Origin of the sequence: Nostoc sp., from assembly GCF_036919575.1 — a bacterium.
Taxonomy (GTDB): Bacteria; Cyanobacteriota; Cyanobacteriia; order Cyanobacteriales; family Nostocaceae; genus Nostoc.
The window spans coordinates 42,459-64,705 of record NZ_JBALBY010000011.1 but is presented as its reverse complement, the minus strand read 5'-3'; the positions used below and the strand labels follow the sequence as shown (position 1 = coordinate 64,705).

Genomic DNA, 22,247 nt, shown 5'->3' with positions numbered 1-22,247 from the left:
TCTGAAGCTGACGTTCCGAGTTCTGAAGCTGACGTTCCGAGTTCTGAAGCTGACGTTCCGAGTTCTGAAGCTGACGTTCCGAGTTCTGAAGCTGACGTTCCGAGTTCTGAAGCTGAAGTTCCGAGTTCTGAAGCTGAAGTTCCGAGTTCTGAGCTTGAAGTCCGATGTTCTCTCCCCTTCCTCCACTTCCCCCCTCTCTCCATCCCTTCATAAGGCTAAAATATTAACAAGATTAAAAAAGAATTCAGGAGTCAGAATGCAATTAGTTGGGGATTTAGACCCGCAACTAATTGTAGACCACCAATAATTCTAGTTTTGTGGGGGACTTAAACCCGTTTATTCATCTGCTTTTTCGGTCAGAATTCATACGCTCATTCTGACTCCTGACTCCTGAATTCTGTTCTGTTAAACCTTGGTACGATAAGGGCTATTTCATTCTCATCTGGTTCGCCTCAGAATTCATTCTGAGTCTAATAGCACTCATTCGTCTAAAGACGACTAAGAAAAGGTTATAGGTTATAGTCCGTTTTAACGGACTTTAGCTAAAAGCCAAAGAACTTCAGTTCTGGGCGGTTTCTGTCTAGAATGAAATAGCCCTGTGGTGCGATAAGTATGTATCCCTATGAGCAGCATAAATATTTCTTTGACCGATTCAATGAAAGCTTTTGTTGAGGAACAAGTGACCTGACTGAACATCACCGTCCCCCGATACTTAAACCAAATGAATTCTACACATTCGGCAGCTATTTCCAAATGAAATTTGCTCCCGCCGATATTCTGCGGGAATTAGGAGTAACTTTAACTAAAGTAACAATCAATTTACCTGTCGCTGCTTCAGAATTGCTGACTCGACTACCAGATTTACGCCAACGCCTAGAAGAAGCGATCGCTCGTGTTAGTCTAACCAGTGAAGCGGCTAGAAGGGAGGTACTAATCGCACCCATCTTATTAGAAGTAGCTCACATCACAAAAGCAATAGTTAATATTGAGTACGCTACTGGACATTTTTTTAATTACAAGTCTTTTAACCCGATGTTCAGGGTTCTCAGCTTTATGTTTTCTGTTCCAAGTAATGATGCTCAAGTTTGATGTTCCAAGCCGGAAGTTTTATGTTCTGTTGTTCAATGCCCCATGCCCAATGCCCAATGCCCCATGCCCAATGCCCAATGCCCCCACATTTACATCAATTCCATCTCCCGCAAACCCTGGCGTAGTCTCTTCGCCTCTTCGGGATTATACCTTTCATGAATAGCGATCGCTTTTCTAAAAGCTGTTAAACTATCTTGATGATTGCCAACTTTCAGCAAAACTACCCCTAAATTTTGATAGGCTTCGGCATAGTTGGGATTTAACCCGATGGCATTTTGATAATATGCGATCGCATCTGTAAATAAACCCAAAGCCTTGAATATCATCGCCAAATTATAATGTCCCACAACAAAAGTCGGGTCAATCTTCAAAGTTGTGGCGTAAGCAGTTTTCGCACCGTTGAAATCTCCTGCTGCTTTGAGTAAGTTACCCAAGTTGTTGTATGCTCCTAATTTGAGCATGGGGTAAATTGGCAATTTGATCGCAGCTTGATAGTGAGAAATAGCCTGTGGCGATTTTTGCAACCGACTGTAGGCAATGCCTAAATGATAGTGGAGTTCATATAAAATATCGTAGTTTTCTTCAGCAACGGTGATTCCTCGTCTCAGCAACTCCATACCTTGGGAAATTTTGCCAGTTTCCACATACAATGCCCCTAATTTACTGCAAACATAGGGATCATCAGGATGAGTTGCGAGAAACCCTGACATCGCTGTAGCTGCTTTGGCATATTTGTTATTTTGAGCGATCGCACTTTTTTGATATCCTGTGTGTAAAAGTGCTACCCCTGGTAAATAACCTACTTGCCAATGGGGTTCTTTGGTTAAAATTGCTGACACACTATCATCTACCAAGGCATGGTAAGGACGGTCAAAACGAATATCTGGATGATTGCGGAATAACCTAGAAACCAGAGAATAGGGAGATTGTTCTGCACCAACTTCCTGGCGGACGAGGTTGATGAGTAGGTATTCATCTCTAGCGATCGCCTCTCGCAACTGCGGTACAATTGTTGGTGTCAGAGTTTCATCAGCATCTAAGACCAAAATCCAATCACCAGTGACATATTTTAGAGCAGCATTGCGGGCAGCACTGAAGTCATTACACCATTTGAAATGATAGACTTTTGCACCGAGTTGTTGGGCAATATTGGGAGTGCGATCGATTGAGCCTGTATCCAAGACTACCATTTCATCCACTACTTTTCTGACACTGTTCAGGCATTTAGGCAGTGTTGCTGCTTCGTTTTTCACAATCATGCACAGACTTAGTTTCATAATTGACACATCATTTACATACATTATTTATAGTAGTGAAATAAATTAATTTCTCACAGTTAATTTTCTGTTACAAAAACCTGAGAGACAACTTTTTTCATGTTTGTATAACTATAATACACATTATATAAAGAGTCATATATATATGAAAGATTCATTCGCCAAAACAGCAAATTTACTTCGCCAAAACCTCAAAGAATATTTGCGATCGCTTAACCATTGGCTTTTAGATACACCAGAAAGGGCACTCTTAGAAGCTCAACAAGCAGCTCAAAGAATTAAAAATATTGAGAGAGAACATTTTGATAACAAAAAAATATCTTTAGAATCAGTAAAATATACTGAAAACGTCATGTCTTACTGGCAAGCATACCTTGATAAAAATTTAACTATTATCAAGATCAGACTTGCAGAATTCCAACTTAGTCGGAGAATTGTCAATATCTCTAATTCTGTTTTATTAGAAAAGCTGAAGGTTATTGATGAAATTGTAGAGAAGTACACTATCAAAGATAAACTAATTAACAACAGTGCATTAGCATCAACTTCTCAAGCCATACAAATTAACCGTAGCGAAATTAATAAACAACCAGACTCATCTAATATTAATGATATTCAAGCAACACCTCTATCTGAAAATACTGGCGTTTTTCCGAGGTCTATAAGCAAAACAGTTAATAGAATTAAAGCAGATTTTACCCCGCAGGCAGAAGAAGAATTTATGAGAAATTACCGAATTTCTCGAAATAGGACAAGAATGGCTCTGAGATTTCTAATAACTCTAATAATTGTACCTATTTTAGCTCATAATTTATCTAAATATTTTTTAGTAATTCCTATAGTAGAAAGGATTAGAGGAGATAATACAACTCAAATTTTCATCAATTCTGATCTGGAAAAAGAAGCTCTACATGAATTACATACTTTTGAGCAAGGATTGAAATTTGAATATTTACTTAAGCAAGCACCTCCACTTGATTCAGAGGTAATGAAAGGAAAGATTAAAGACAAAGCAATGGAAATAGCTGAGGGATTTAATATTAAAAGTAGTAGCGATATTAGCAATGTTTTTGCAGATTTAATCTCACTATTTTCTTTTGGTATAATCATCGCTCTGAATAAAAGAGAAATTGTGATTCTCAAGTCTTTTATGGATACCATTGTCTATGGTCTTAGCGATAGTGCTAAGGCTTTTTTGATTATTCTGTTTACAGATATATTTGTAGGATTTCACTCACCAGACGGGTGGGAAGTCCTTCTTGAAGGATTAGCAGAACATTTAGGTTTGCCAGCCAGTAGAAATGTCATGTTTTTCTTTATTGCGACATTTCCTGTGATTTTAAACACTATCTTTAAATACTGGATATTCCGCTATCTCAGTCGTTTATCTCCATCGGCATTGGCTACATTAAAAGAGATGGACGAATAATTCGTAATTACCTAATATATCCAATCAGGACTTACGCATTGACAAGAAATACCAAATCTTTCGTAGGGGTAAAGCGCATGGCTTTTCCCCTACAGCATCGTCTATTTACGACCAAAGGATAATTAAGAAAAGCCTGAAACAACCTATTTTTGTAACGCACATAACGATGAATTTGTACAGTGCGTAAGTCCTACCAATTTACTTACTTTTAGCAAAGAATATGTTTTTCTCATAATTAAAGTTAGTTACTCTAAAATATCAATGGATTAATTACGAACTACGAATTACGAATTACGAATTACGTTAGCGAGTCAGACGGCTCGTTCCTCGCTACCGCTTTTCTAGGAGACGCGCAAGGGACGCTATCGAGCGTCATAAGGATAATTAGGAAGTATTTTGGCGCATTTGTCTCCTGATTCGCTAGTCTATATATATGCTGGTTCTTTTGAGACGTGCTATGGATTTTGAAAGCAAAGCCAATGCCCCAACTGCTACAGACGACATAGAGTTTGCTCAACCAACTACTACCCGTAAACCACTGGAATTGTTGCGAGATACTGAGGCTTTACTACGTCGCCCAACTGTAGCAACACTGTCGCCGATTTTGCCACCAAAACTGAGCGATAGATTCCAAGCAAGCTCATCTTTGGCAGATGATTCCTTTAAGGAACTGGCAGAAATTGACCTAGACACTATTAGTGATTTTGAACTGCGACCTGTACGAATTTGTGTTGGCTTCAGCTTTGTTGGTTTTGGGGCGCTGATGATATTATTGCTGCTGCTGTACTTAAACACGTTTCATCCAGAACTCAGTACGGTTGAAAAGATTCGACAATATTGGTATCAATATGTTTGGTTTGTCAGCTTGGGTGTTACCGGGATGTTTATCTTGGGACGTGAAGCGATGCGTCCTATGCCAAAGCGACGGAAATAATTCGTAATTCGTAATTCGTAATTCGTAATTAACTTTTATAACGAAACTTGCCCTCAGAATTCATTCTGAATTCTGAATTCTGACTCCTGAATTCTGTTTCGATAAATCATAACTTTTAGAAATTAGCATTTCAAAATGTGCTTTGGTATAAACAGCTGTTAGGAAATTTTGTACATGAATCACGATGCTTTCATTGTTCCACCAGGTTCAAAGATTTCTCTGAAAAAAAACTATGACCCAGCCTATAAGACTGATTTTCATGAAAAAACTGATGCTGCAATCAAATTACAGACAGATATTGAACGATTAGCAAATTACCAAAATATTCTCTATGCTCAAAACACCTATGCCTTGCTAATTATTTTTCAGGCAATGGATGCTGCTGGCAAAGATAGCACAATTAAACATGTGACCTCTGGTGTGAACCCGCAAGGATTTCAGGTGTTTAGTTTTAAGGAACCTAGTGCGGAAGAATTAGACCATGACTACTTGTGGCGAACAACGAAGGCTTTGCCAGAAAGAGGTAGAATTGGGATATTTAACCGTTCCTACTATGAAGAAGTGCTTGTGGTTCGTGTCCATCCAGAAATGCTTAATAAACAACAACTTCCCCACTTACCTGAAGGAAAGAAGATATGGAAACAGCGCTTTGAAGAAATCAATAATTTTGAAAAATATTTGGTAAATAATGGTGTGATCATCCTAAAGTTTTTTCTAAATGTCTCAAAAAAAGAGCAGAAAAAACGCTTTTTAGAACGGATTGAATCTCCTGAAAAACATTGGAAGTTTTCAGATAGTGATGTTCAAGAACGAGCTTTTTGGGATGATTATATGAATGCTTATGAAGAAGTTTTTAATTATACTAGTACTAAATGGGCACCGTGGTATATTATTCCTGCCGATCGCAAATGGTTTACACGCCTGACCGTTGCCAATATCATCTGCACAAAATTACAAGAACTAAATCTCCAATACCCAACAGTTAATGAGGAACATAGGCAGCAACTGTTACAGGCGAAACGTATTTTAGAGCAGGAAGATTAAGACATGAACTTGATAGGTAAGCCCAAAAAATGCTTAATTCAAATATCCTGTATAATTTATTTAAATAACGATGAAAAATTGTAACTTTATTAGTTGCTGTTTGTAACTAATAAAGTTACCTAGTATAGTCATAGCTGCAAAATCATGATTCAAATGGCAGAAGATGGCAATAATCATCTACCTAACTTTACTAATGCTGCCTTTGATATTGTGGCGATCGCAGCCTCAGCAGGCGGTCTGACTGCTTTAACGAAAGTGCTATCGACTCTACCCACAGAATTTACAGCCGCGATCGCCATTGTGCAACACCTTGGCCCCCAACACCGCTCGTTCATGGCAGAAATTCTGACTCGGCACACATCTCTTGTCGTCAAACAGGCAGAAGAGGGAGATTACCTTACCCCAGGAACGGCTTACATTGCCCCACCTAATCGTCACCTGTTGGTTAACGGTGACGGCACACTTTCCTTATCACAGTCGGAATTAGTACATTTTTTACGTCCTTCGGCTGACCTATTATTTGAATCGGTTGCAGCCACTTATAAAAATAGAGCGATCGCACTTGTGCTAACTGGAACGGGTAGCGACGGCGCGATGGGAATAGAAGCGATTAAAAAAATGGGCGGTACTGTCATTGTCCAAGACGTAGAAACCGCCGAATTTTCCGGGATGCCCTCCGCCGCAATTCAAACTGGCAACGTAGATTTTATTCTCCCCCTTGATGAAATCTCCAGTACCCTGGTGACTTTGGTTATGGGTAATTTTGAAATAAACTGAGATATTTATTGTAATCAGTCCCAACCACTGCCTCATAATGAATCTGAGGCTAATAGCACTCATTGGTCTAAAGACGACTGATTGAAGAAGAATTCAGAATCCAGAATTCACCAATCTTTCAGTCGGGGATTCAGCGCTGCATTGCGGTCTTGGGGTCTCCCCTCTTGTGCAACTTTGTAAGAGAGACCCGCGACTTTCTTGTTGACCACAAAACTAGAATTTTTGGTGGGGGTGCAAAAACTCCGATTATTCATCCGCTTTTTCGTTCAGAATACCCTTCTTGTATTCTGACTCCTGACTCCTGAATTCTGTTCGATAAAAAGACTTTTAATCTAAAATCCCAAATCTAAAATCCCAAATTGGTATGACTTCCGCAGAAAAAGACCCCGAATTTGAAAATCTACTGATTTATCTCAGACAAAACCGGGGATTTGATTTTACAGGCTATAAGCGCTCGACTTTGATGCGTCGGGTAAGCAAGCGGATGCAGTCATTTAGCATAGAGAACTTTGAAGAGTATCTAGACTACCTAGAAGTTCATCCAGAAGAATTCAATTATCTTTTCAACACTATCCTAATTAACGTCACCGCTTTTTTTCGAGATTCATCAGCTTGGGAATATATAGCAGAGCAAATACTGCCTAATCTGATTCGGAATAAAAAAACTTCTGACCAAATCCGCATCTGGAGCGCTGGCTGTGCTTCTGGGGAAGAAGCTTATACCCTGGCAATGTTGATGGCTGAAATATTGGGAGCAGAGGAATTCCGCCAACGAGTGAAAATCTACGCCACAGATGTAGATGAAGATGCTCTCAATCAGGCACGTCTGGCTGTGTATTCAGCAAAAGATGTCCAGACGGTGCCAGATGAACTGCGGCAGAAATACTTTGAGACTGTCGGGAACCGTTATGTCTTCCGCCAAGACTTGCGCCGATCAGTGATTTTTGGTCGCCACGATCTGCTTCAAGATGCGCCCATTTCGCGCTTAGATTTGCTGGTCAGCCGCAATACATTAATGTATTTTAATTCTGAGACTCAAGGGCGAATTCTGGCCCGGTTTCATTTTGCACTAAATGATAATGGCTATCTGTTTTTGGGAAAAGCAGAGATGCTATTGATGCATTCTAATCTGTTTACACCACTGGACTTAAAAAACCGGATATTTACGAAAGTTTCGTCGGTGAATATCCGCGATCGCCTCTTAGTTATGGCAAATTCAGGAGATGAAGAATCTAGCAGCCGTTTATCTCGAAACTTCCGGCTGCGAGATATGGGTTTTGACACAGCACCAATCGCCCAAATAGTAATTGATCTCAATGGCACTCTGATAATGATGAACGAGCAGGCGCGGACTTTGTTCGCCCTTTCCCCCAAGGATATAGCTCGTCCCTTCCAGGATTTAGAACTTTCCTATCGACCAGTTGAGTTGCGATCGCTAATTGAACGGGCTTATACTGAACGCCGCCCTGTGACTCTGACAAATGTAGAGCGCTATTTGTCAAACACAGAAATACAATATCTGGATGTGCAAATTACGCCTTTGCAAGAAACAGACACCAGTTTTTTAGGAGTCAGCATCGCCTTTCATGATGTCACCCGTTACATTAAACTCCAAGAAGCGCTGCAACGCTCCCAACAGGAATTAGAAACCACCAATGAAGAACTACAATCTACTAATGAAGAATTAGAAACCACCAACGAAGAACTACAATCTACTAATGAAGAATTAGAAACCACCAACGAAGAATTACAATCTACCAATGAAGAATTGGAGACGATGAATGAAGAGTTACAATCTACTAATGAAGAATTACAAACAATTAATCAAGAACTAAGCGATCGCACCACAGAACTTAATCGCACAAATATTTTCCTCACCTCTATTCTCAGAAGTCTCCAAACAGGAATAGTGGTAATTGACAGCAGCTTTAAAATTTTAATTTGGAATTACCTGGTAGAAGATTTATGGGGCTTACGGACTCATGAAGTGGTAGGACAATCTATCTTCAGCCTAGACATTGGGCTACCCGTCGAGCAGTTGCGATCGCCCATCCGCGAATCCCTATCCGGGAAAAAGCAGTTTCAAGAAATGATCCTCGATGCTACCAATCGTCGAGGTAGACAAATAAAATGTTATCTGGCAATCACTCCCCTGATTGGCATTGAAATGCAGGGAGCAGTTTTGATGATGGCAGATGTAGAGGGAGTCAATAGTATGATTTCTACTCAAGAGATGGAGGAACGGCAGCAGCAGGATTGACTCTGACTGAATTGCTAGGGTCAATCTAAAATCAATTAAAAAGAGTTTACAAAAAAAACCTTAGATAGATTTGATACTCTCGAAAAATAGCCATACAGATGTAGGCTCTAAATGCGGTTTGCGCTCTTATGCAGTTTCTATGGACTTAATGATGATAGCCTTGATTTGTAAGTAACTTGCAGAGTGAAAGATATTGAGATAATACTCTCGAAAATCTAAAGATTTACTTTATAAATGGTCTGTAATGGTAAAGAATTTAAAGTTATTGGAGAGGAGACAAATTAATGGCCAGACTTGATTTGTGGGCTGAAATTATCCCTGGAGTTTCCGCAGCAGGATTTAGTATTGGACAACATCTTTCATCAATACCTGATCTTAGAGAACCTATTCTGGTTGTCAATCTCCAAGAAGAAAGAGAGAAGAGAGAAAAAGGATTGAAATCAATTAATATCAACGAAGCTTTATCTAAGTCGGATGGCTGGATCTGTCAGAAAATCTGCTCAGATTCTGAGAAGTTAGATGGACATAAAGTTTTCTATTATAAAGAGAGGATTGTACTTATTGAATTCAATTCAGATGATATTCTCTTCAAGGTTTTTGTTTTTGAGGGCTACCAAGGAAAGTTTTTTGATAAATTTGAAATCGGCTCTAAGGTTTCGGATTTAAGCGAGTATGTTGAGCTTGAATATGATAGCGGAGATGAAATGCATTATCCTTCTGAATCGTCTCATGTTAAAGGTATTGCCTTCTATGGTGCAGAAGAATCTTTAGAAGACAATCCTGAACAAAAAATCATGGGTTTTTGCGTACATAACTGGAGTTTACAGGTATAGATATGAGCGTAGCGTAAGCTTTACAGGCTTGTCTATAAAACTGTCAACTTAAGACTGCTCTCTTTGTTTCAAACCTTTTCTTTTTCTCGCTCTCAATTTAAGTTGCTGTTTCTCTAGTAAGAGTTTTTGTCTAGTTAATTCCTGAGCTATTAATTCCTGAGCGCGGCTTTCAATTTTAATTTGGCTTTCTATTGACTGTTCTTTAATTTTTTCTCTTAGGCTTTTACCCATTTTTCTTACCCAGATTCTTTTAGTTTTTGAAGATGACTCTTGTACCGTGTATCAGCCTTTTGAATTAAGTGTTTATAAAAAAGTTTTTGGCTAACACCGGATTTGTCACCTGCTACCAATAAAATGGCTTGTCTCAATGGGTCAAAAGCAAACGCCACACGCCAAACACCATCAAAAGCTGAGAATCGTAATTCTTTCATGTTGCTGTACTTTGACCCTTTGAGTGTATCAACATGAGGACGTTTTGCTTGTGGGCCAAAGTTTTCTAATATCTCAGCCGTAGCAAGCAACTCATTTTTTACTTCTTGAGGTAGAGTATCGAACTCAGATTCAAAATCATCATGAAACTCAACTTGCCATTCCACTAATTTATTATGGTTAAAATGTCATATATTTTCAAGAGTATATCGAGTATTCATAGCAATGATTTCGGCGATCAGTTCGTTGGTGATAGGTATTATTTTGCCAGTATCTATAATAAAGGAGTAGTTTTCGATCGCTGCACCCATTTAAAAAGAGTTTACAAAAAAACCCTTAGCTCTACTTGATAGTCTCGAAAAATAGCCATATATCTGAGATAATTTTAATAAAAATTAACATTTTCCGCCGATGCTAAGACTGATTACTGACTTCGACGGCCCCATTATTGATGTTTCCGAACGGTACTACCGTGTTTATCAATTCTGTTTGGAGAAAACCCGTCGCCCAAACCAAGTAGTGCAAGAACTTCCGAAAGCGGAATTTTGGCAGTTAAAGCGATCGCGCATTCCTGAAAAACAAATTGCCTTAAATTCTGGGTTAGACGAAGCCCAAGCCCAAGAATTTGCCCAGTTGCGGCGGCAAACTGTGCATACAGAACATTATTTCAACTATGACACTCTCGCGCCTGGTGCTGTGGATGCACTGTTAAAAATTCAACAAGCTGGAATTGATTTAGCAGTTATGACCATGCGCCGAGTTCGAGAACTAGATTATGCCTTTAAAAAATACGATTTAGGGAGATTTTTCCCGGAAAATCGTTGTTATTGCCTGAGTAACGACTACGTTAAAACTCGTGATATTGAAGATAAACCCTTGTTGATGGCTAGGGCATTAAAAGAACTACCCCCGGCTGCTGATACCTGGATGGTGGGAGATACGGAAGCCGATATAACTGCCGCTAAAAATTATGGTATTAAGGTGATGGCTGTGGAATCTGGCATCCGCGATCGCACCCAATTGGAACTTTATCACCCCGACTTAATCGTTAAGGATTTCAGCGCTGCTGTAGATTTAGTTCTAAAACCTAAACACCTTGTCTAGAAAGGCTCTGTAGCTGCAACAGATTGAATTAATCAACATTCAGGTTGCAATTAAAATAGGAGCCAGCCCAATACGGTTCGGTTAAGGTGCATAGTCCTTAAAGATCCCCCTTAGTCCCCCTTAAAAAGGGGGAAATAGAGCCATTATTAGCCCCCCTTTTTAAGGGGGGTTGGGGGGATCAACTCTTATCCGAACCGTATTGGGAGTCAGCATACCTATTCTGACTCCTGACTCTCTTATCCACGTCTTCTTTAGAGAAACTTCCTTACGGGTAGCGATTTAGCGTAGAAAGCTACTAACCAACCACAACAATATAAACGTCACTACCGTAGAGAACTGATTCGTTCCCAGATTGAGGAATGATATTTGTGGTAACAGCCAGCTAGCAACTAGTCCACCAGCGATTAAGCCAATTATTAAACTGACCAGGGTGAACAAAACTGCTCGGCCAAATTTGCTTTCTTTGCGATTGAGAAAATAAATACTAGTACCTACCCCAACCACCAATGCTAACTGCAAAACCTGATCGCCTCCGTCAGGATAAAACAGGCTAATAGAACTCAAACCAAGAAACCAAGCTCCTGGTAAGAGAATATCCGCAGGCGTTGGCTGATCCAGCATCCGTTGCAGCCATGCAGGTGACTGCTCGCTAGGGGTTGGACTTTCTTTAAGAGGCGATTGCACTCGCAACTCTGGAAACCGAATACGCTCAGGGACTTTAATTTTACCTTCCTGGCGCATCCGTAAGCGATCCATTAAAATCGCATCGTAAGCCGCTTCAATTACTTCTAAATGCTTGACATCGCCACTATGTTGCTCGAATAGGCGATTACGAGCATCCTGAATTTCATCGAAGCTAGCCTCTTCTGATACCCCAAGTTTTTCGTAGGGATTTTGATCGCTCATGGGAGTTTGTTACTTCAGCCTCAGTCAGCGGCAGTCTTTTGTTGAAGAAAAAACATCTTTAGGTTTTGTTTTGATCGAAAATAAAATCTCGATCTATCTTATGCCCTACCAGGATAGTAGCACGGGTTAGTTTGATCGACTTTTTGACACTCCTCAGCATGACGGCTGAGGATTCTTGATTCAACGAGTCCACTTAAATTAGGTTCCTTGCGTTACCTAAAGATAGAGGTGGTTCTCTCCACGCCAGGTGCTTCAAGTCGGCAGAGCCGCCCAACGCACTGGCTCCCAAGCTTTAACTTCCGGTATGCCCTACCGTAGTTGCATTGCTGCAAAGTTTGTTTGAGTTTAATGCCGATTGTCTAGTTCCTGTGAATCTTTTATCTACTTTCAGGCTGTGCAAAAGCACTACTAGAACAACAAGTAGAACCCTATAGATTCAATTGTCAAGGTACAGCACGGCAGTTGCTCCACTTGGGGAGACCCCAAGACCGCCCTGCCTTGTCTGCGTATTAGGCAGCAATTGGGTTTTTTAAGTGGTTGATTACCCTTCCACTACTGCGATTTTACCAAAAGCCGTCGTAGAACGACGGGGTTTTAGACCCAAGTTTTCGATCATTTCAACTGTAGTCACTTTAACATATCGCCATAACTCCGTGTATACCCTCATGTCGTTGTCCAGTTCTGGCTCTAATCTAGAATTTGAACGGAGAATACCTAAAACACATAGTTTTGATGAAAAAATCAACTTTACTGTTTCAGATTTGGCGACTTACTGTACCGTAACAGAGTTTTTTTAATTATACTGAATAATCGCTTGTGGTATATATCCACATCTCGATTTAGAATTAAAACGTTTTAAGTTACCACCTAACTGGGATCAAGAAGGTGTTTTGGCCTCAAGAACTGTTGCGGCTAAAGCCAGAGCGCCTATATACTGTGGCTAACAGAAGTTTAGGGTTCTCATCGCCCACAATCCTGATTAGAGTATTTATCTTTGAACGATCAGGATTCTTATACTGTAGCCATGTAGATTCTTAGTTAGTCCCAAAGTGGCAACTGCGTTTTTACGCAACCCTCTTGTTAATCTTACGAATTTTTGTGCAAAGTAATGGTCATGGCTCCTGCCAAGATTCTTGTAGTTGACGACGACCCTGCGGTTCGGAATTTAATCCAACGCTTTTTGATTAAGCAGAACTATCAGGTGGAGGCTGCCGAAGATGGAAAGACAGCCTTAGCTCTATTTGAGCAATTTAACCCTGATTTGGTAATTCTAGATGTGAATTTACCAGATGTAACAGGGTTTAACCTCTGCCAAGAGATGCAAAGTCGTAATGGTGTTTTTGTTCTGATGTTGACTAGCCGTGCCGATGAAGCTGACAAAATTCGCGGTTTTTCTAAAGGTGCTGATGATTATCTTACCAAGCCTTTTGGGTTGGGAGAGCTAGAAGTCAGAGTCGGAGCTATTTTGAGGCGTCAGCGAGTGATAACTAGCGCCGAGCAGAAACGCTTGGTATTTGAAAAACTTATGATTGATCCGGTGCGACGGGAGGTGGCACTTAATAACCAACCAGTACTCTTAACTGCTCTGGAATTTGACTTATTGCATTTTTTAGCCAGTCATCCAGGTCGAGTTTGGCGGCGTGCAGAACTAATCCAAGAGGTCTGGGACTATGAATATGTCGGCGACCAGCGAGTTGTAGATGTACATATCGGCCAAATTCGCAAGAAGATTGAAATTGATTCTAGTCAGCCAGCATTAATTCAAACTGTACGTGGCGTAGGGTATAAGTTTGAATCTCCTAGCTACCCCCAGCAGTTAGAAGCTAAGTCCTGAGTTAACAGTCAAGAGTTTTTTAACTCTAGGACTTACGCACTTTACAAATTGAGTATTATGTGCATATCAAGCTTAATTCAGATAAAAGTCTTGCCCTGCCTCGTTCCTGGGCTGCTGCCTGGGAATGCGATCGCTCGGAGGGCTGCTGCCTCCCAGTTTGACAGGAGGCAGCAGCCCTCCCACAAGAGCATTACAAGGCTCTGCCTTGTAACGAGAGGTAATTCACATTTGGTTATGTCTGTCAATGCGTAAGTCCTAAACTCTTGACTGTTAACTCTTGGGGGAGTAATCAGCGAATTTCTTTAGCTTTAACAACAGGAGAAACTATTGGAACCCTTTTAAGGATCAGAATCTACTGATCTTTTTTGTTTTAACAGAGTATATTCAGTTTAATTCCTAGCCTTTGAATGGCAGCACGTTTTGGGTCGGGGTCTGTCTTACAAAGTTGCTCCTCTTGGGGAGACCCCAAGACCGCACTTTGCGCTGTCTTGAGAAATCGCTCCTCTTGGGCAAAGCCCAAGACCGCGTTTCTCGCTAAATCCCCGTCACAAAACGTAATTACGAATTACGAATTACGAATTACGAATTATTTTAATATTGCCCCCAGATGGCCGATCGCTTCGGCTCAAAATCCGATTAATGGGCACGGTTTACCGTGCCCATACTAGGGCATGAGCCAGAATAATGCCCTTTATACCAGTACCTATGGGGTGTCTAGTAGATTAGCTGTTGCGGGTGAATCGATGCTGGGCATTTCTACTGAGGAGTGGTGGAACAAAGTTTCCAGATAGACTCGGGCAGCACGGCGATCGCTATCTCCATTTTGGAGTAAAAATAATGATAACGCCGCCGTCAACACTCTGTTTTCATCCCAATCGGGATGCTTTTCTAAGTAGTTTTTTAAGGATTCGTGGAGTGTTTCAGGAATTTCTGTAAAGATGCTAACCGTTGCTTTCATGAGATTTTCCTCCTATGAGGATAATCAAGAGGACAAGTTGCTTGCGGTGAAACGGCAATTAAGCTACCTCACACGCTCTTTCGCTAGCCCGACAATCTACGCCTACATCTGGTGGTAATATATTTTACACATTTGATACAAACGGTTGAACGGACTATAAAAGCAAGCCGAATCATTGTGCGCCAAGAGGGGGTGGGTTTGTCAATGCTGCGAAATGTTAAAAACGATTGTATAAAAAATAAATACGAACGAAATAATCAGCTTTCAAGCCGAGTTTTCGTTACTTTACTTTATAAAAACTCAGTCTTTAAAGTTCCTTGTCGCTGTCAATTAACAATCCCCAGTCAGACTCTAAGAAGCCGACTGGCTCGTTGACCACCTGTGGAAAACTGCTAAAATCCCTGTGGAAACCCTGTGGAATCAGTGAGGAAAATTGTAGCCAATGATAAGAATTACAAAAATGTCACGAAACTATGACATTTAACCTGATGAAATTAGCTTCTCAATCACAATTATCATCGTGGCTGCCCTCGATACATCCCCAGGTCTGGATTTTCGCAATTGGTAGATTCTTCTCGGAAGTTGGCACTGGCTTTACCCTGTTTTACGCTCCCATCTTTTTTGTGAATCAAGTTGGTTTATCTGCAACCAGTGTCGGGGTAGCCTTGGGTAGCGCCTCGATTTCCGGCATTGTCGGGCGGATTGTAGGTGGTTCTTTGGCTGATTCTGGAGAATGGGGACGGCGCCGCACTTTGTTGCTAGCCACGGCGATTTCAGCAAGTGGTTCTTTAGTTTTAGCTGCAACGAATAATTTTACTATTTTGGTAATTGGTAGCTTGATTAGTGGTTTAGGGATAGGTTTCTATTGGCCGGCGGCTGAAGCTGTTGTTGCTGATGCCAGTGAGATTGATAATCGCCGCGAAACTTTTGCGATCGCTCGATTAGCAGATAATCTGGGGTTAGCGATCGGAATTGTCCTTGCTGGGTTTTTAATTGCCACAATTGGGAGTTATCGATGGCTATTTGTCATTGATGCCATCTCTTTTCTGGTATTTTTTGGGGTTATCTATGTGGGAATTATTGAAACCGAACAACAGCAGATAGGGGAATCTGAAAAGACAGAACATTTTGCTTCTTGGATGGCAGTATTAAGCGATCGCCGTTTCTTAGTCTACATAGCAGTTAATATATTCTTTACAATCTATATTTCTCAAATCCACAGCACCCTGCCGCTTTACTTCAAAAACTTTGTCTTTGTAGAAAGTACCAGCGAAGGATTTGCCAAAACTACCATTAGCGGGCTATTTGCTTGGCATCTGGTGTTCGCGATCATTTGTCAGTTGCCTGTCACCAGCATCTTAAAACGCTGCTCTCACACACTCGCACTCACTGTTTCTGCCATTTTCTGGGCAATTGGTTTTGGCCTGATTTGGGTAAGCGGGACTACCCCATCTCATCATCTGATTTGGGTAATATTGGCATTGGGAGTATTTGCTGTAGCGATTGTCTCCTATACCCCATCTGCGGCGTCTTTAGTCACTGAGTTAGCCCCGGAAAATCAACGCGGCGTTTATTTCTCCATCAACGCTGTGTGCTGGGCTGTTGGCTCTTTTATTGGTCATCCCTTGGGTGGATGGGCATTAGATCAACCGCGAGTTATTACTGATAGTTTGTGGCTAGGCTTTTCTTTGAGTGTGGCGATCGCTGTGGTAATTTTACAATACCTCAATCGAATTTTGGCTGAGTAACATACTCCGCAAGGTAGGATGAATTGTTTTTTTGCTCTATTGACGACGTTCTTGCAACTTCCGATACACCGATTTCAAATCAACTTGATGGTGAGCCAAGGCAACCAAAGTATGATATAGCAAATCAGCGACTTCACCCGCGATCGCATCTGCTTGATCATCCTTAAAGGCCATTACCACCTCAGCAGTTTCCTCACCGATCTTTTTCAAAATTTTGTTATCGCCACCTGCAAATAGTTTACAGGTATAAGAACCTTCAGTAGGATGATCGCGGCGATCGCATATTACTTCAAACAATTGTGACAATGTATCCCCTGGTGGTGGGACAATTTTCCCTTCTATTTGGTGAAAGCAACTGCGCTCTCCAGTATGGCAGGCAACATCTCCTAATTGCTCTACCCCGATGAGCAACGCATCACTATCACAGTCATAACGGATACTTTGCACTTTTTGAATATGTCCAGAAGTCGCCCCCTTGTGCCACAATTCTTGCCGGGAACGGCTCCAAAACCAAGTTTCTTCTGTTTCCAAAGTCTTTTGTAACGACTCCTGATTCATCCACGCCATCATCAGGACAGTACCATCCAAATAATCTTGGACAATTGCAGGTACTAGACCCCGTTCATCGTAGCGAATTTTCTCAACAGGGATGGTGTAATGCAGTGAGCGCGAATCGTTAGAAGACATACCAGCTAGTTTGCTCTAATAAGAATAATTCATGGATTCACGATACCATTCTGAATAGAGCAACTGGGATGTTTTTTTAAATTGAACTATCTTATCTAGCTCTCAACAAGAGCATTTCGTTCCATAGCAGACTGCATCTTCACAGCGCTCAACGCGACTTGGTGAGCTTTTGAGGCTTCACCATACCAATGAATTGCCGAGTTAAAAGCTGCTCGGTAAAGATCCTGGTATGCTTCAGATAATCGAGTTTGAATATCTAGAGGCAAGTCATTATTCGACTTATATAACATATTGTTATTTTTTTGGTTCACCTATTTCTATAGGATAGAAATTCTAAGTAACTTTTGACCCTATCCTAAGATAGAGCTTTTTATTGCCCACTGTTAGGAGAGAACTTTGGTAAATACCACAATTAAAACAACAAAATCACAAGAAATCTTCGCCGCAGCTCAAAACCTCATGCCAGGAGGAGTCAGTTCTCCAGTTCGTGCCTTTAAATCTGTGGGCGGACAACCCATAGTTTTTGATCGTGTTAAAGGCGCATATATTTGGGATGTAGATGGCAATCAATATATAGACTACGTAGGCACCTGGGGGCCAGCTATTTGTGGTCATGCTCATCCAGAAGTAATTGCCGCCTTGCATGAAGCTTTAGAAAAAGGTACCAGTTTCGGCGCTCCCTCAGTCCTAGAAAATGTTTTGGCAGAAATGGTCATCGATGCCGTTCCTAGCATCGAAATGGTGAGATTTGTCAACTCTGGAACTGAAGCCTGTATCGGAGTTTTGCGCCTGATGCGGGCTTTCACCAACCGAGACAAAATCATCAAGTTTGAAGGCTGCTACCACGGACACGCCGATGCGTTTTTAGTAAAGGCAGGTTCTGGAGTTGCTACACTTGGTTTGCCAGACTCGCCGGGAGTACCTAAATCGGCAACTAGCACCACTCTAACCGCGCCTTTCAATGACTTAGAAGCCGTTAAAGCCTTGTTTGAAGAAAACCGCGACGAGATTGCTGGTGTCATTCTTGAGCCAGTTGTGGGCAATGCTGGATTTATTGCGCCTGATGCTGGCTTCTTAGAAGGATTACGGGAACTGACTCACGAGTATGGAGCTTTATTGGTATTTGATGAAGTGATGACAGGCTTTCGTATTGCTTACGGTGGCGCTCAGGAAAAATTTGGCGTCACTCCCGATTTAACAACCTTGGGCAAAGTTATTGGTGGTGGTTTGCCAGTAGGAGCTTATGGTGGTCGCCGAGATATTATGTCAATGGTTGCGCCCGCCGGCCCCGTATATCAAGCTGGGACTCTTTCTGGTAATCCCTTGGCGATGACTGCTGGGATTAAGACTTTAGAATTGCTGCAAAAGCCAGGTACTTATGAGTATCTTGAGCGGATTACTAAAAAGTTAGCAGATGGTTTGCTGCAAATTGCCAAAGAAAATGGTCATGCGGTTTGCGGCGGTCAAATCAGCGCGATGTTCGGCTTATTCTTTACCTCTGGCCCAGTTCATAACTACGAAGATGCGAAAAAGTCTGATACAGCTAAATTCGGACGCTTCCATCGTGGGATGTTAGAGCATGGTGTTTACTTAGCACCTTCTCAGTTTGAAGCTGGATTTACGTCTTTTGCTCACACCGAAGAGGATATTGAGCAGACTTTAGCAGTAGCACGGGATGTAATCTCTAGTCTCTGACCAAAAGAGTCCTGAGTACTCACTAAAGACAACACCTACAGCGTTGCTCACTGGGAATTATATTATTCCTTGTGCGCGATCGCCAGAAGTCGGAGTGTCACCTTGCGATCGTCGGAACTTCGGTCATTGATATTCTCTCTCACTGTCTAATCCTTCTGGAAGAATAGTTAGGCAGTGAGGGCTACATTGCAATCTGAATTTCGGTAACTCAGCACTACTCAACAGCCACAGCCAGTATGACTACAGCCTTTGATAGTTTTGTGACCTTCAGCACAGCCTTGAGAGCAATAGTATTTGCCGTCCTCTTTAATACCATCCTCAACTGAAACGATACACAGGCAAGTTGAACAGGCGCATTTCATTTGGGTTACAGTTGTCATAACTTTCTCCATTTCCTGTTGAGATTACTCTAATAATAATACGGGTCTGCCTTGTGCCCTCATCACTCAAAGAAGGTCAACCCCAACTCTTGGAGACGCTACGCGAACGGGGAATTCAAAATTCACGCATTCAAAATTCAAATCCCCATAAATAAATTTATTTGCTCTGAAAACTTGGACTGAGAGTGCCTTGTGCTTACGCATCGCGGCACAATTGTTTCTATGTTGTCCATAAATCAATTTAGTTGCTCTGTATCCTTTCTTGCTTCGGTAACATCGGAAGCATCTCAGTGAAAGCAAATATACCAGATGAGAAACAAAATTCTTGCTCCCTCTCCGAACCCACGGAGAGGGTTGGGGTGAGGTTTTACAAGGCTTTTTACACTTATTGAGATGCTCCCGGTCACATCTTCGTCATAATTTTGCAATGGTTTTGTCAATAGGATATGCAATATTTAACCTACATTAAGTATATTCATGTTAATCACGCAGGATAAATTACCTTTTACAGTTATTGAAATTCACCTCATACCACGCCATAGTCTACAAAAATTAACGCGCAAGAAGGCTCTCACCTTCATGGTGAGGGTTTTGCTTATAGATATTAGTAGGACTTACGCAAAACCACACGCCCTCTGGGGCAATTAATGAATTGCCCTAAGAAGAAAATCACTCTTTTCGGCTATTGTTTGCGTAAGTCATGATGAGATTATCCGTAGGTAAGGCATTTTTTCAGAGTCAGGGTTGAAGCTAACTTGAAAAAATATACCAATCATGCTGTAAGTAGGTGGGCGCAATTAAAGTTAACTGACGTGGGCTGTCATTTGTCCTTTGTCCTTTGTCATTGGTAAGGGTTTTAAGCCTATTTACGTTCCGTAACATAATTTGGTTTATTCCCACCAACTTACTTAGCTTGCAGGGAAAGGCTGATAAAAGTGTAAAAAACTGCCTGAAGTATTAGTATTGTGAAAAAAATGGTTCGACCCTTGAAGGAGCTATCAAGTGCAGAACAATAAGTCATTTTTTGGTCTGCAAAAAATATTAATTACGTTGCTTGTCTTGAGTGGCAGTTTGAGTGTAAGCACGGTGATGCTTATTAAGTCAAGCTTCTCTGACGCTGAAAGTACAGAGAATATAAATGTAAACAATCTACCAGCCAAGGTTGGAACTCAGCAGCAGATTGAAGAACTAAAAGCGACGATGCTTAAAAGTTGGCAGCAACAAGCACAAACAAAGGGTCTTTCCTATGCTGTGCCACAACGCTTTCAAGGGGCAGTAGTTGAGTCGGCAAAACTTACTCCCGAACAGAAAGTAATTGCTCTCACCTTTGATGATGGTCCATGGCCTGAGAGTACCGCGCAAGTACTGGATATTCTTAAACAAAATCAGATCAAAGGGACATTTTTTCTCATTGGGCAAAACGTGAAGAATTATCCAAGCTTAGTAAAGCGGGAGATTGCTGAAGGTCACGTAATTGGCAACCATACTTGGCATCATTGGTATCAATTCTTGAATCCACAAGCGGCTGCCTATGAAATTGACCACACAGCAGACCTGATTTATCAAGTAACAGGGATTAAAACAAATTTATTTCGACCACCAGGGGGAATCATGCACAATGGGGTGGCTGATTACGCTAGAAATAGCAAATATGCCATCATTCTCTGGTCATCTGACTCTGTAGACTACTCGCGTCCTGCTGTCCCAAAATTAATTAATAATGTGTTCAGGAAGGCCAAACCAGGTGGGATTGTGCTGATGCATGATGGTGGTGGTAATCGCTCTAAAACTGTGCAAGCTTTACCAGAAATTATTGCCAACTTTCGGAAACAGGGCTATAGCTTTGTTACTATCCCTGAACTTTTAGAAATGCAAGATAAAGATCAAAAGCTGATTGCAAAGAAAAAATAATTGTTATCAAAACAGAATTCAGGAGTCAGGAGTCAGAATTCAGAATGAATTCGACTGGCGGATAGCGCAGCATAAAGCCTTCTCTTCTCCCAAGGGGAGACGCACTCGCTAACGAGAGGCTTGTCTGCGACATGCTCCCGCCTTCGCTTAGAGCGAGTCCGCGAGCGTCTTGATTCTGACTCCTAAATTCTGACTCCTGAATTCTGACTCCTAAATTCTGACTCCTGAATTCTGACTCCTGAATTCTGAATTCTTCTTCAATTCGATGGAAATCAGCGTCTCTATCAATCGCCACTCGGCAACTAAAAACAAGTTGAATTGTTCTGGCGATTTGTAGGTTTTTTTAGCTAGACTCAACTAAGAATAAGGTCTACCACTCAGGAAAATCATGAATAAAATTGTAATGGCTTTGCTTTGCTGCTCTAGCTTTTTTGCCTTGACACTCCTAAGTGTCAATCCAGCTTTTGCTAACAAGCTTTCTCCCCAAGATTTAGCCAACCCTACCTTAACACCCACTGACACACAGACAGTTGCTGCACCTGTTTCACAAGAATATCCCCAATACCCATCAATACGCGCTAACGAAAGAGTTAAACAACTTGCCATGCAGATGTTTGGCTGTGCCTGCGCCAGCTGTCAAGCTAGGGCAAGTCAGATGATACTACAAGGTAGTCTGCCTATACCTCAGTGATTTAGATTAGGGACTCAGCCAATTGTAGTCACTTGCTCTTTTAAGGTTTTAACAGGCTAAGAACCTAAATGAACGATGAAACCCTGATGAAACTAGGTTTTTAGGACTTGGTGATACTGTAAACCTTAAAAGGGAAGAGGAATGGAAGTGAGGTTTTCCATATCCGGTGAAAAGTCAGGTAGGCGAGATTACCAATTTAACTCACCGTTCTGACAAAAAACCGTCCAAAATTAACATCTGAACGGGATTTTTATGTATTAA

Annotated in this window: 22 protein-coding genes and 1 pseudogene; 13 read left to right on the top strand and 10 right to left on the bottom strand. The window is 41.3% G+C overall.

The window, feature by feature from the left end; genetic code table 11:
• Positions 1-211 (bottom strand): hypothetical protein (locus tag V7K27_RS04700; protein ID WP_442947589.1); only part of this gene is annotated, 211 nt, incomplete at its 3' end.
• 542 nt (positions 212-753) lie between these two features.
• On the opposite strand from V7K27_RS04700, the gene V7K27_RS04695 reads away from it, so the two are divergent.
• On the top strand, positions 754-1,089 hold the full coding sequence (locus V7K27_RS04695; RefSeq protein WP_334944790.1) for a hypothetical protein: 336 nt from the start codon (positions 754-756) through the stop codon (positions 1,087-1,089).
• An 89-nt stretch (positions 1,090-1,178) separates the two neighbouring features.
• Here the strand turns inward: V7K27_RS04695 and V7K27_RS04690 are convergent, their stop codons facing one another.
• A complete protein-coding gene (locus V7K27_RS04690; protein WP_334944788.1) occupies positions 1,179-2,366 on the bottom strand; it encodes a glycosyltransferase in 1,188 nt (395 codons plus the stop codon).
• Positions 2,367-2,511: 145 nt separating this feature from the next.
• On the opposite strand from V7K27_RS04690, the gene V7K27_RS04685 reads away from it, so the two are divergent.
• The 6 genes from V7K27_RS04685 to V7K27_RS04660 all read left to right on the top strand — a co-directional run bounded on the left by V7K27_RS04685 (position 2,512) and on the right by V7K27_RS04660 (position 9,643).
• Positions 2,512-3,795 carry a proton extrusion protein PcxA gene (locus tag V7K27_RS04685; RefSeq protein ID WP_334944787.1) on the top strand — a complete coding sequence of 428 codons (1,284 nt, stop codon included), beginning with the start codon at positions 2,512-2,514 and terminating at the stop codon, positions 3,793-3,795.
• A 457-nt stretch (positions 3,796-4,252) separates the two neighbouring features.
• Positions 4,253-4,729 (top strand): hypothetical protein, encoded by a 477-nt coding sequence (locus V7K27_RS04680; protein WP_334944785.1) that lies wholly within the window; start codon positions 4,253-4,255, stop codon positions 4,727-4,729.
• Between the two features lie 174 nt (positions 4,730-4,903).
• A complete protein-coding gene (locus V7K27_RS04675; protein WP_334944784.1) occupies positions 4,904-5,773 on the top strand; it encodes a polyphosphate kinase 2 family protein in 870 nt (289 codons plus the stop codon).
• 144 nt (positions 5,774-5,917) lie between these two features.
• Positions 5,918-6,550: a chemotaxis protein CheB gene (locus V7K27_RS04670; protein WP_334944782.1), complete on the top strand. Its 633-nt coding sequence runs from the start codon at positions 5,918-5,920 to the stop codon at positions 6,548-6,550.
• A 364-nt stretch (positions 6,551-6,914) separates the two neighbouring features.
• Complete coding sequence (locus tag V7K27_RS04665; RefSeq protein ID WP_334944780.1) at positions 6,915-8,810, top strand: CheR family methyltransferase; 1,896 nt, start codon at positions 6,915-6,917, stop codon at positions 8,808-8,810.
• A gap of 284 nt (positions 8,811-9,094) precedes the next feature.
• Entirely contained in the window at positions 9,095-9,643 is a 549-nt protein-coding gene (locus V7K27_RS04660) for a hypothetical protein (RefSeq protein ID WP_334944778.1), read from the top strand.
• Positions 9,644-9,691: 48 nt separating this feature from the next.
• Here the strand turns inward: V7K27_RS04660 and V7K27_RS04655 are convergent, their stop codons facing one another.
• Positions 9,692-9,874: a hypothetical protein gene (locus tag V7K27_RS04655; protein ID WP_334944776.1), complete on the bottom strand. Its 183-nt coding sequence runs from the start codon at positions 9,872-9,874 to the stop codon at positions 9,692-9,694.
• Between the two features lie 5 nt (positions 9,875-9,879).
• Positions 9,880-10,239 (bottom strand): type II toxin-antitoxin system RelE/ParE family toxin, encoded by a 360-nt coding sequence (locus V7K27_RS04650; protein WP_334944774.1) that lies wholly within the window; start codon positions 10,237-10,239, stop codon positions 9,880-9,882.
• A 244-nt stretch (positions 10,240-10,483) separates the two neighbouring features.
• Between V7K27_RS04650 and V7K27_RS04645 the strand changes: the two genes are divergently transcribed.
• On the top strand, positions 10,484-11,176 hold the full coding sequence (locus tag V7K27_RS04645; protein WP_334944772.1) for an HAD family hydrolase: 693 nt from the start codon (positions 10,484-10,486) through the stop codon (positions 11,174-11,176).
• Positions 11,177-11,455: 279 nt separating this feature from the next.
• Here V7K27_RS04645 and V7K27_RS04640 read toward each other — a convergent pair whose 3' ends face one another.
• Complete coding sequence (locus tag V7K27_RS04640; protein WP_334944770.1) at positions 11,456-12,082, bottom strand: CPP1-like family protein; 627 nt, start codon at positions 12,080-12,082, stop codon at positions 11,456-11,458.
• Positions 12,083-12,623: 541 nt separating this feature from the next.
• Positions 12,624-12,827: a hypothetical protein gene (locus V7K27_RS04635; protein WP_334944769.1), complete on the bottom strand. Its 204-nt coding sequence runs from the start codon at positions 12,825-12,827 to the stop codon at positions 12,624-12,626.
• Between the two features lie 369 nt (positions 12,828-13,196).
• Between V7K27_RS04635 and V7K27_RS04630 the strand changes: the two genes are divergently transcribed.
• Positions 13,197-13,916: a response regulator transcription factor gene (locus V7K27_RS04630; protein WP_334944767.1), complete on the top strand. Its 720-nt coding sequence runs from the start codon at positions 13,197-13,199 to the stop codon at positions 13,914-13,916.
• A gap of 766 nt (positions 13,917-14,682) precedes the next feature.
• Here V7K27_RS04630 and V7K27_RS04625 read toward each other — a convergent pair.
• Positions 14,683-14,874, bottom strand: a pseudogene (locus V7K27_RS04625) (DUF2811 domain-containing protein); the annotation flags it as partial.
• Positions 14,875-15,347: 473 nt separating this feature from the next.
• Between V7K27_RS04625 and V7K27_RS04620 the strand changes: the two are divergent.
• Positions 15,348-16,622 (top strand): MFS transporter, encoded by a 1,275-nt coding sequence (locus V7K27_RS04620; RefSeq protein WP_334944765.1) that lies wholly within the window; start codon positions 15,348-15,350, stop codon positions 16,620-16,622.
• Between the two features lie 36 nt (positions 16,623-16,658).
• Here V7K27_RS04620 and hisIE read toward each other — a convergent pair whose 3' ends face one another.
• Together hisIE and V7K27_RS04610 are read right to left on the bottom strand one after the other, a co-directional pair.
• Positions 16,659-17,309, bottom strand: a complete 651-nt coding sequence (gene hisIE / locus V7K27_RS04615) for a bifunctional phosphoribosyl-AMP cyclohydrolase/phosphoribosyl-ATP diphosphatase HisIE (protein WP_334944763.1) — start codon at positions 17,307-17,309, stop codon at positions 16,659-16,661.
• Positions 17,310-17,404: 95 nt separating this feature from the next.
• On the bottom strand, positions 17,405-17,599 hold the full coding sequence (locus V7K27_RS04610; protein ID WP_292761054.1) for a ChaB family protein: 195 nt from the start codon (positions 17,597-17,599) through the stop codon (positions 17,405-17,407).
• Positions 17,600-17,705: 106 nt separating this feature from the next.
• Here V7K27_RS04610 and hemL point away from each other — a divergent pair, with 106 nt between their 5' ends.
• The gene (gene hemL / locus V7K27_RS04605) at positions 17,706-19,004 is read left to right on the top strand and encodes a glutamate-1-semialdehyde 2,1-aminomutase (RefSeq protein WP_334944761.1); all 1,299 of its coding nucleotides are present in this window, start codon (positions 17,706-17,708) and stop codon (positions 19,002-19,004) included.
• 218 nt (positions 19,005-19,222) lie between these two features.
• On the opposite strand, the gene V7K27_RS04600 is transcribed toward hemL, so the two are convergent.
• Positions 19,223-19,384, bottom strand: coding sequence for a metallothionein (locus V7K27_RS04600; protein ID WP_334944759.1), 162 nt, complete (start codon positions 19,382-19,384; stop codon positions 19,223-19,225).
• A gap of 1,002 nt (positions 19,385-20,386) precedes the next feature.
• Here V7K27_RS04600 and V7K27_RS04595 point away from each other — a divergent pair.
• Positions 20,387-21,295, top strand: a complete 909-nt coding sequence (locus V7K27_RS04595) for a polysaccharide deacetylase family protein (RefSeq protein ID WP_334944757.1) — start codon at positions 20,387-20,389, stop codon at positions 21,293-21,295.
• 388 nt (positions 21,296-21,683) lie between these two features.
• Positions 21,684-21,986, top strand: coding sequence for a hypothetical protein (locus V7K27_RS04590; RefSeq protein ID WP_334944755.1), 303 nt, complete (start codon positions 21,684-21,686; stop codon positions 21,984-21,986).
• Positions 21,987-22,247: the final 261 nt, after the last annotated feature.

Bases quoted from the DNA above. Each gene is read 5' to 3' on its own strand.
- V7K27_RS04655 (WP_334944776.1), bottom strand. From the start codon at position 9,874: ATGGGTAAAAGCCTAAGAGAAAAAATTAAAGAACAGTCAATAGAAAGC.
- V7K27_RS04690 (WP_334944788.1), bottom strand. From the start codon at position 2,366: ATGAAACTAAGTCTGTGCATGATTGTGAAAAACGAAGCAGCAACACTG.
- V7K27_RS04610 (WP_292761054.1), bottom strand. From the start codon at position 17,599: ATGTTATATAAGTCGAATAATGACTTGCCTCTAGATATTCAAACTCGA.
- hisIE (WP_334944763.1), bottom strand. From the start codon at position 17,309: ATGTCTTCTAACGATTCGCGCTCACTGCATTACACCATCCCTGTTGAG.
- V7K27_RS04675 (WP_334944784.1), top strand. From the start codon at position 4,904: ATGAATCACGATGCTTTCATTGTTCCACCAGGTTCAAAGATTTCTCTG.
- V7K27_RS04685 (WP_334944787.1), top strand. From the start codon at position 2,512: ATGAAAGATTCATTCGCCAAAACAGCAAATTTACTTCGCCAAAACCTC.
- V7K27_RS04660 (WP_334944778.1), top strand. From the start codon at position 9,095: ATGGCCAGACTTGATTTGTGGGCTGAAATTATCCCTGGAGTTTCCGCA.
- V7K27_RS04620 (WP_334944765.1), top strand. From the start codon at position 15,348: ATGACATTTAACCTGATGAAATTAGCTTCTCAATCACAATTATCATCG.
- V7K27_RS04600 (WP_334944759.1), bottom strand. From the start codon at position 19,384: ATGACAACTGTAACCCAAATGAAATGCGCCTGTTCAACTTGCCTGTGT.
- V7K27_RS04590 (WP_334944755.1), top strand. From the start codon at position 21,684: ATGAATAAAATTGTAATGGCTTTGCTTTGCTGCTCTAGCTTTTTTGCC.
- V7K27_RS04665 (WP_334944780.1), top strand. From the start codon at position 6,915: ATGACTTCCGCAGAAAAAGACCCCGAATTTGAAAATCTACTGATTTAT.
- V7K27_RS04645 (WP_334944772.1), top strand. From the start codon at position 10,484: ATGCTAAGACTGATTACTGACTTCGACGGCCCCATTATTGATGTTTCC.
- V7K27_RS04695 (WP_334944790.1), top strand. From the start codon at position 754: ATGAAATTTGCTCCCGCCGATATTCTGCGGGAATTAGGAGTAACTTTA.
- V7K27_RS04670 (WP_334944782.1), top strand. From the start codon at position 5,918: ATGATTCAAATGGCAGAAGATGGCAATAATCATCTACCTAACTTTACT.
- V7K27_RS04640 (WP_334944770.1), bottom strand. From the start codon at position 12,082: ATGAGCGATCAAAATCCCTACGAAAAACTTGGGGTATCAGAAGAGGCT.
- V7K27_RS04680 (WP_334944785.1), top strand. From the start codon at position 4,253: ATGGATTTTGAAAGCAAAGCCAATGCCCCAACTGCTACAGACGACATA.
- V7K27_RS04630 (WP_334944767.1), top strand. From the start codon at position 13,197: ATGGCTCCTGCCAAGATTCTTGTAGTTGACGACGACCCTGCGGTTCGG.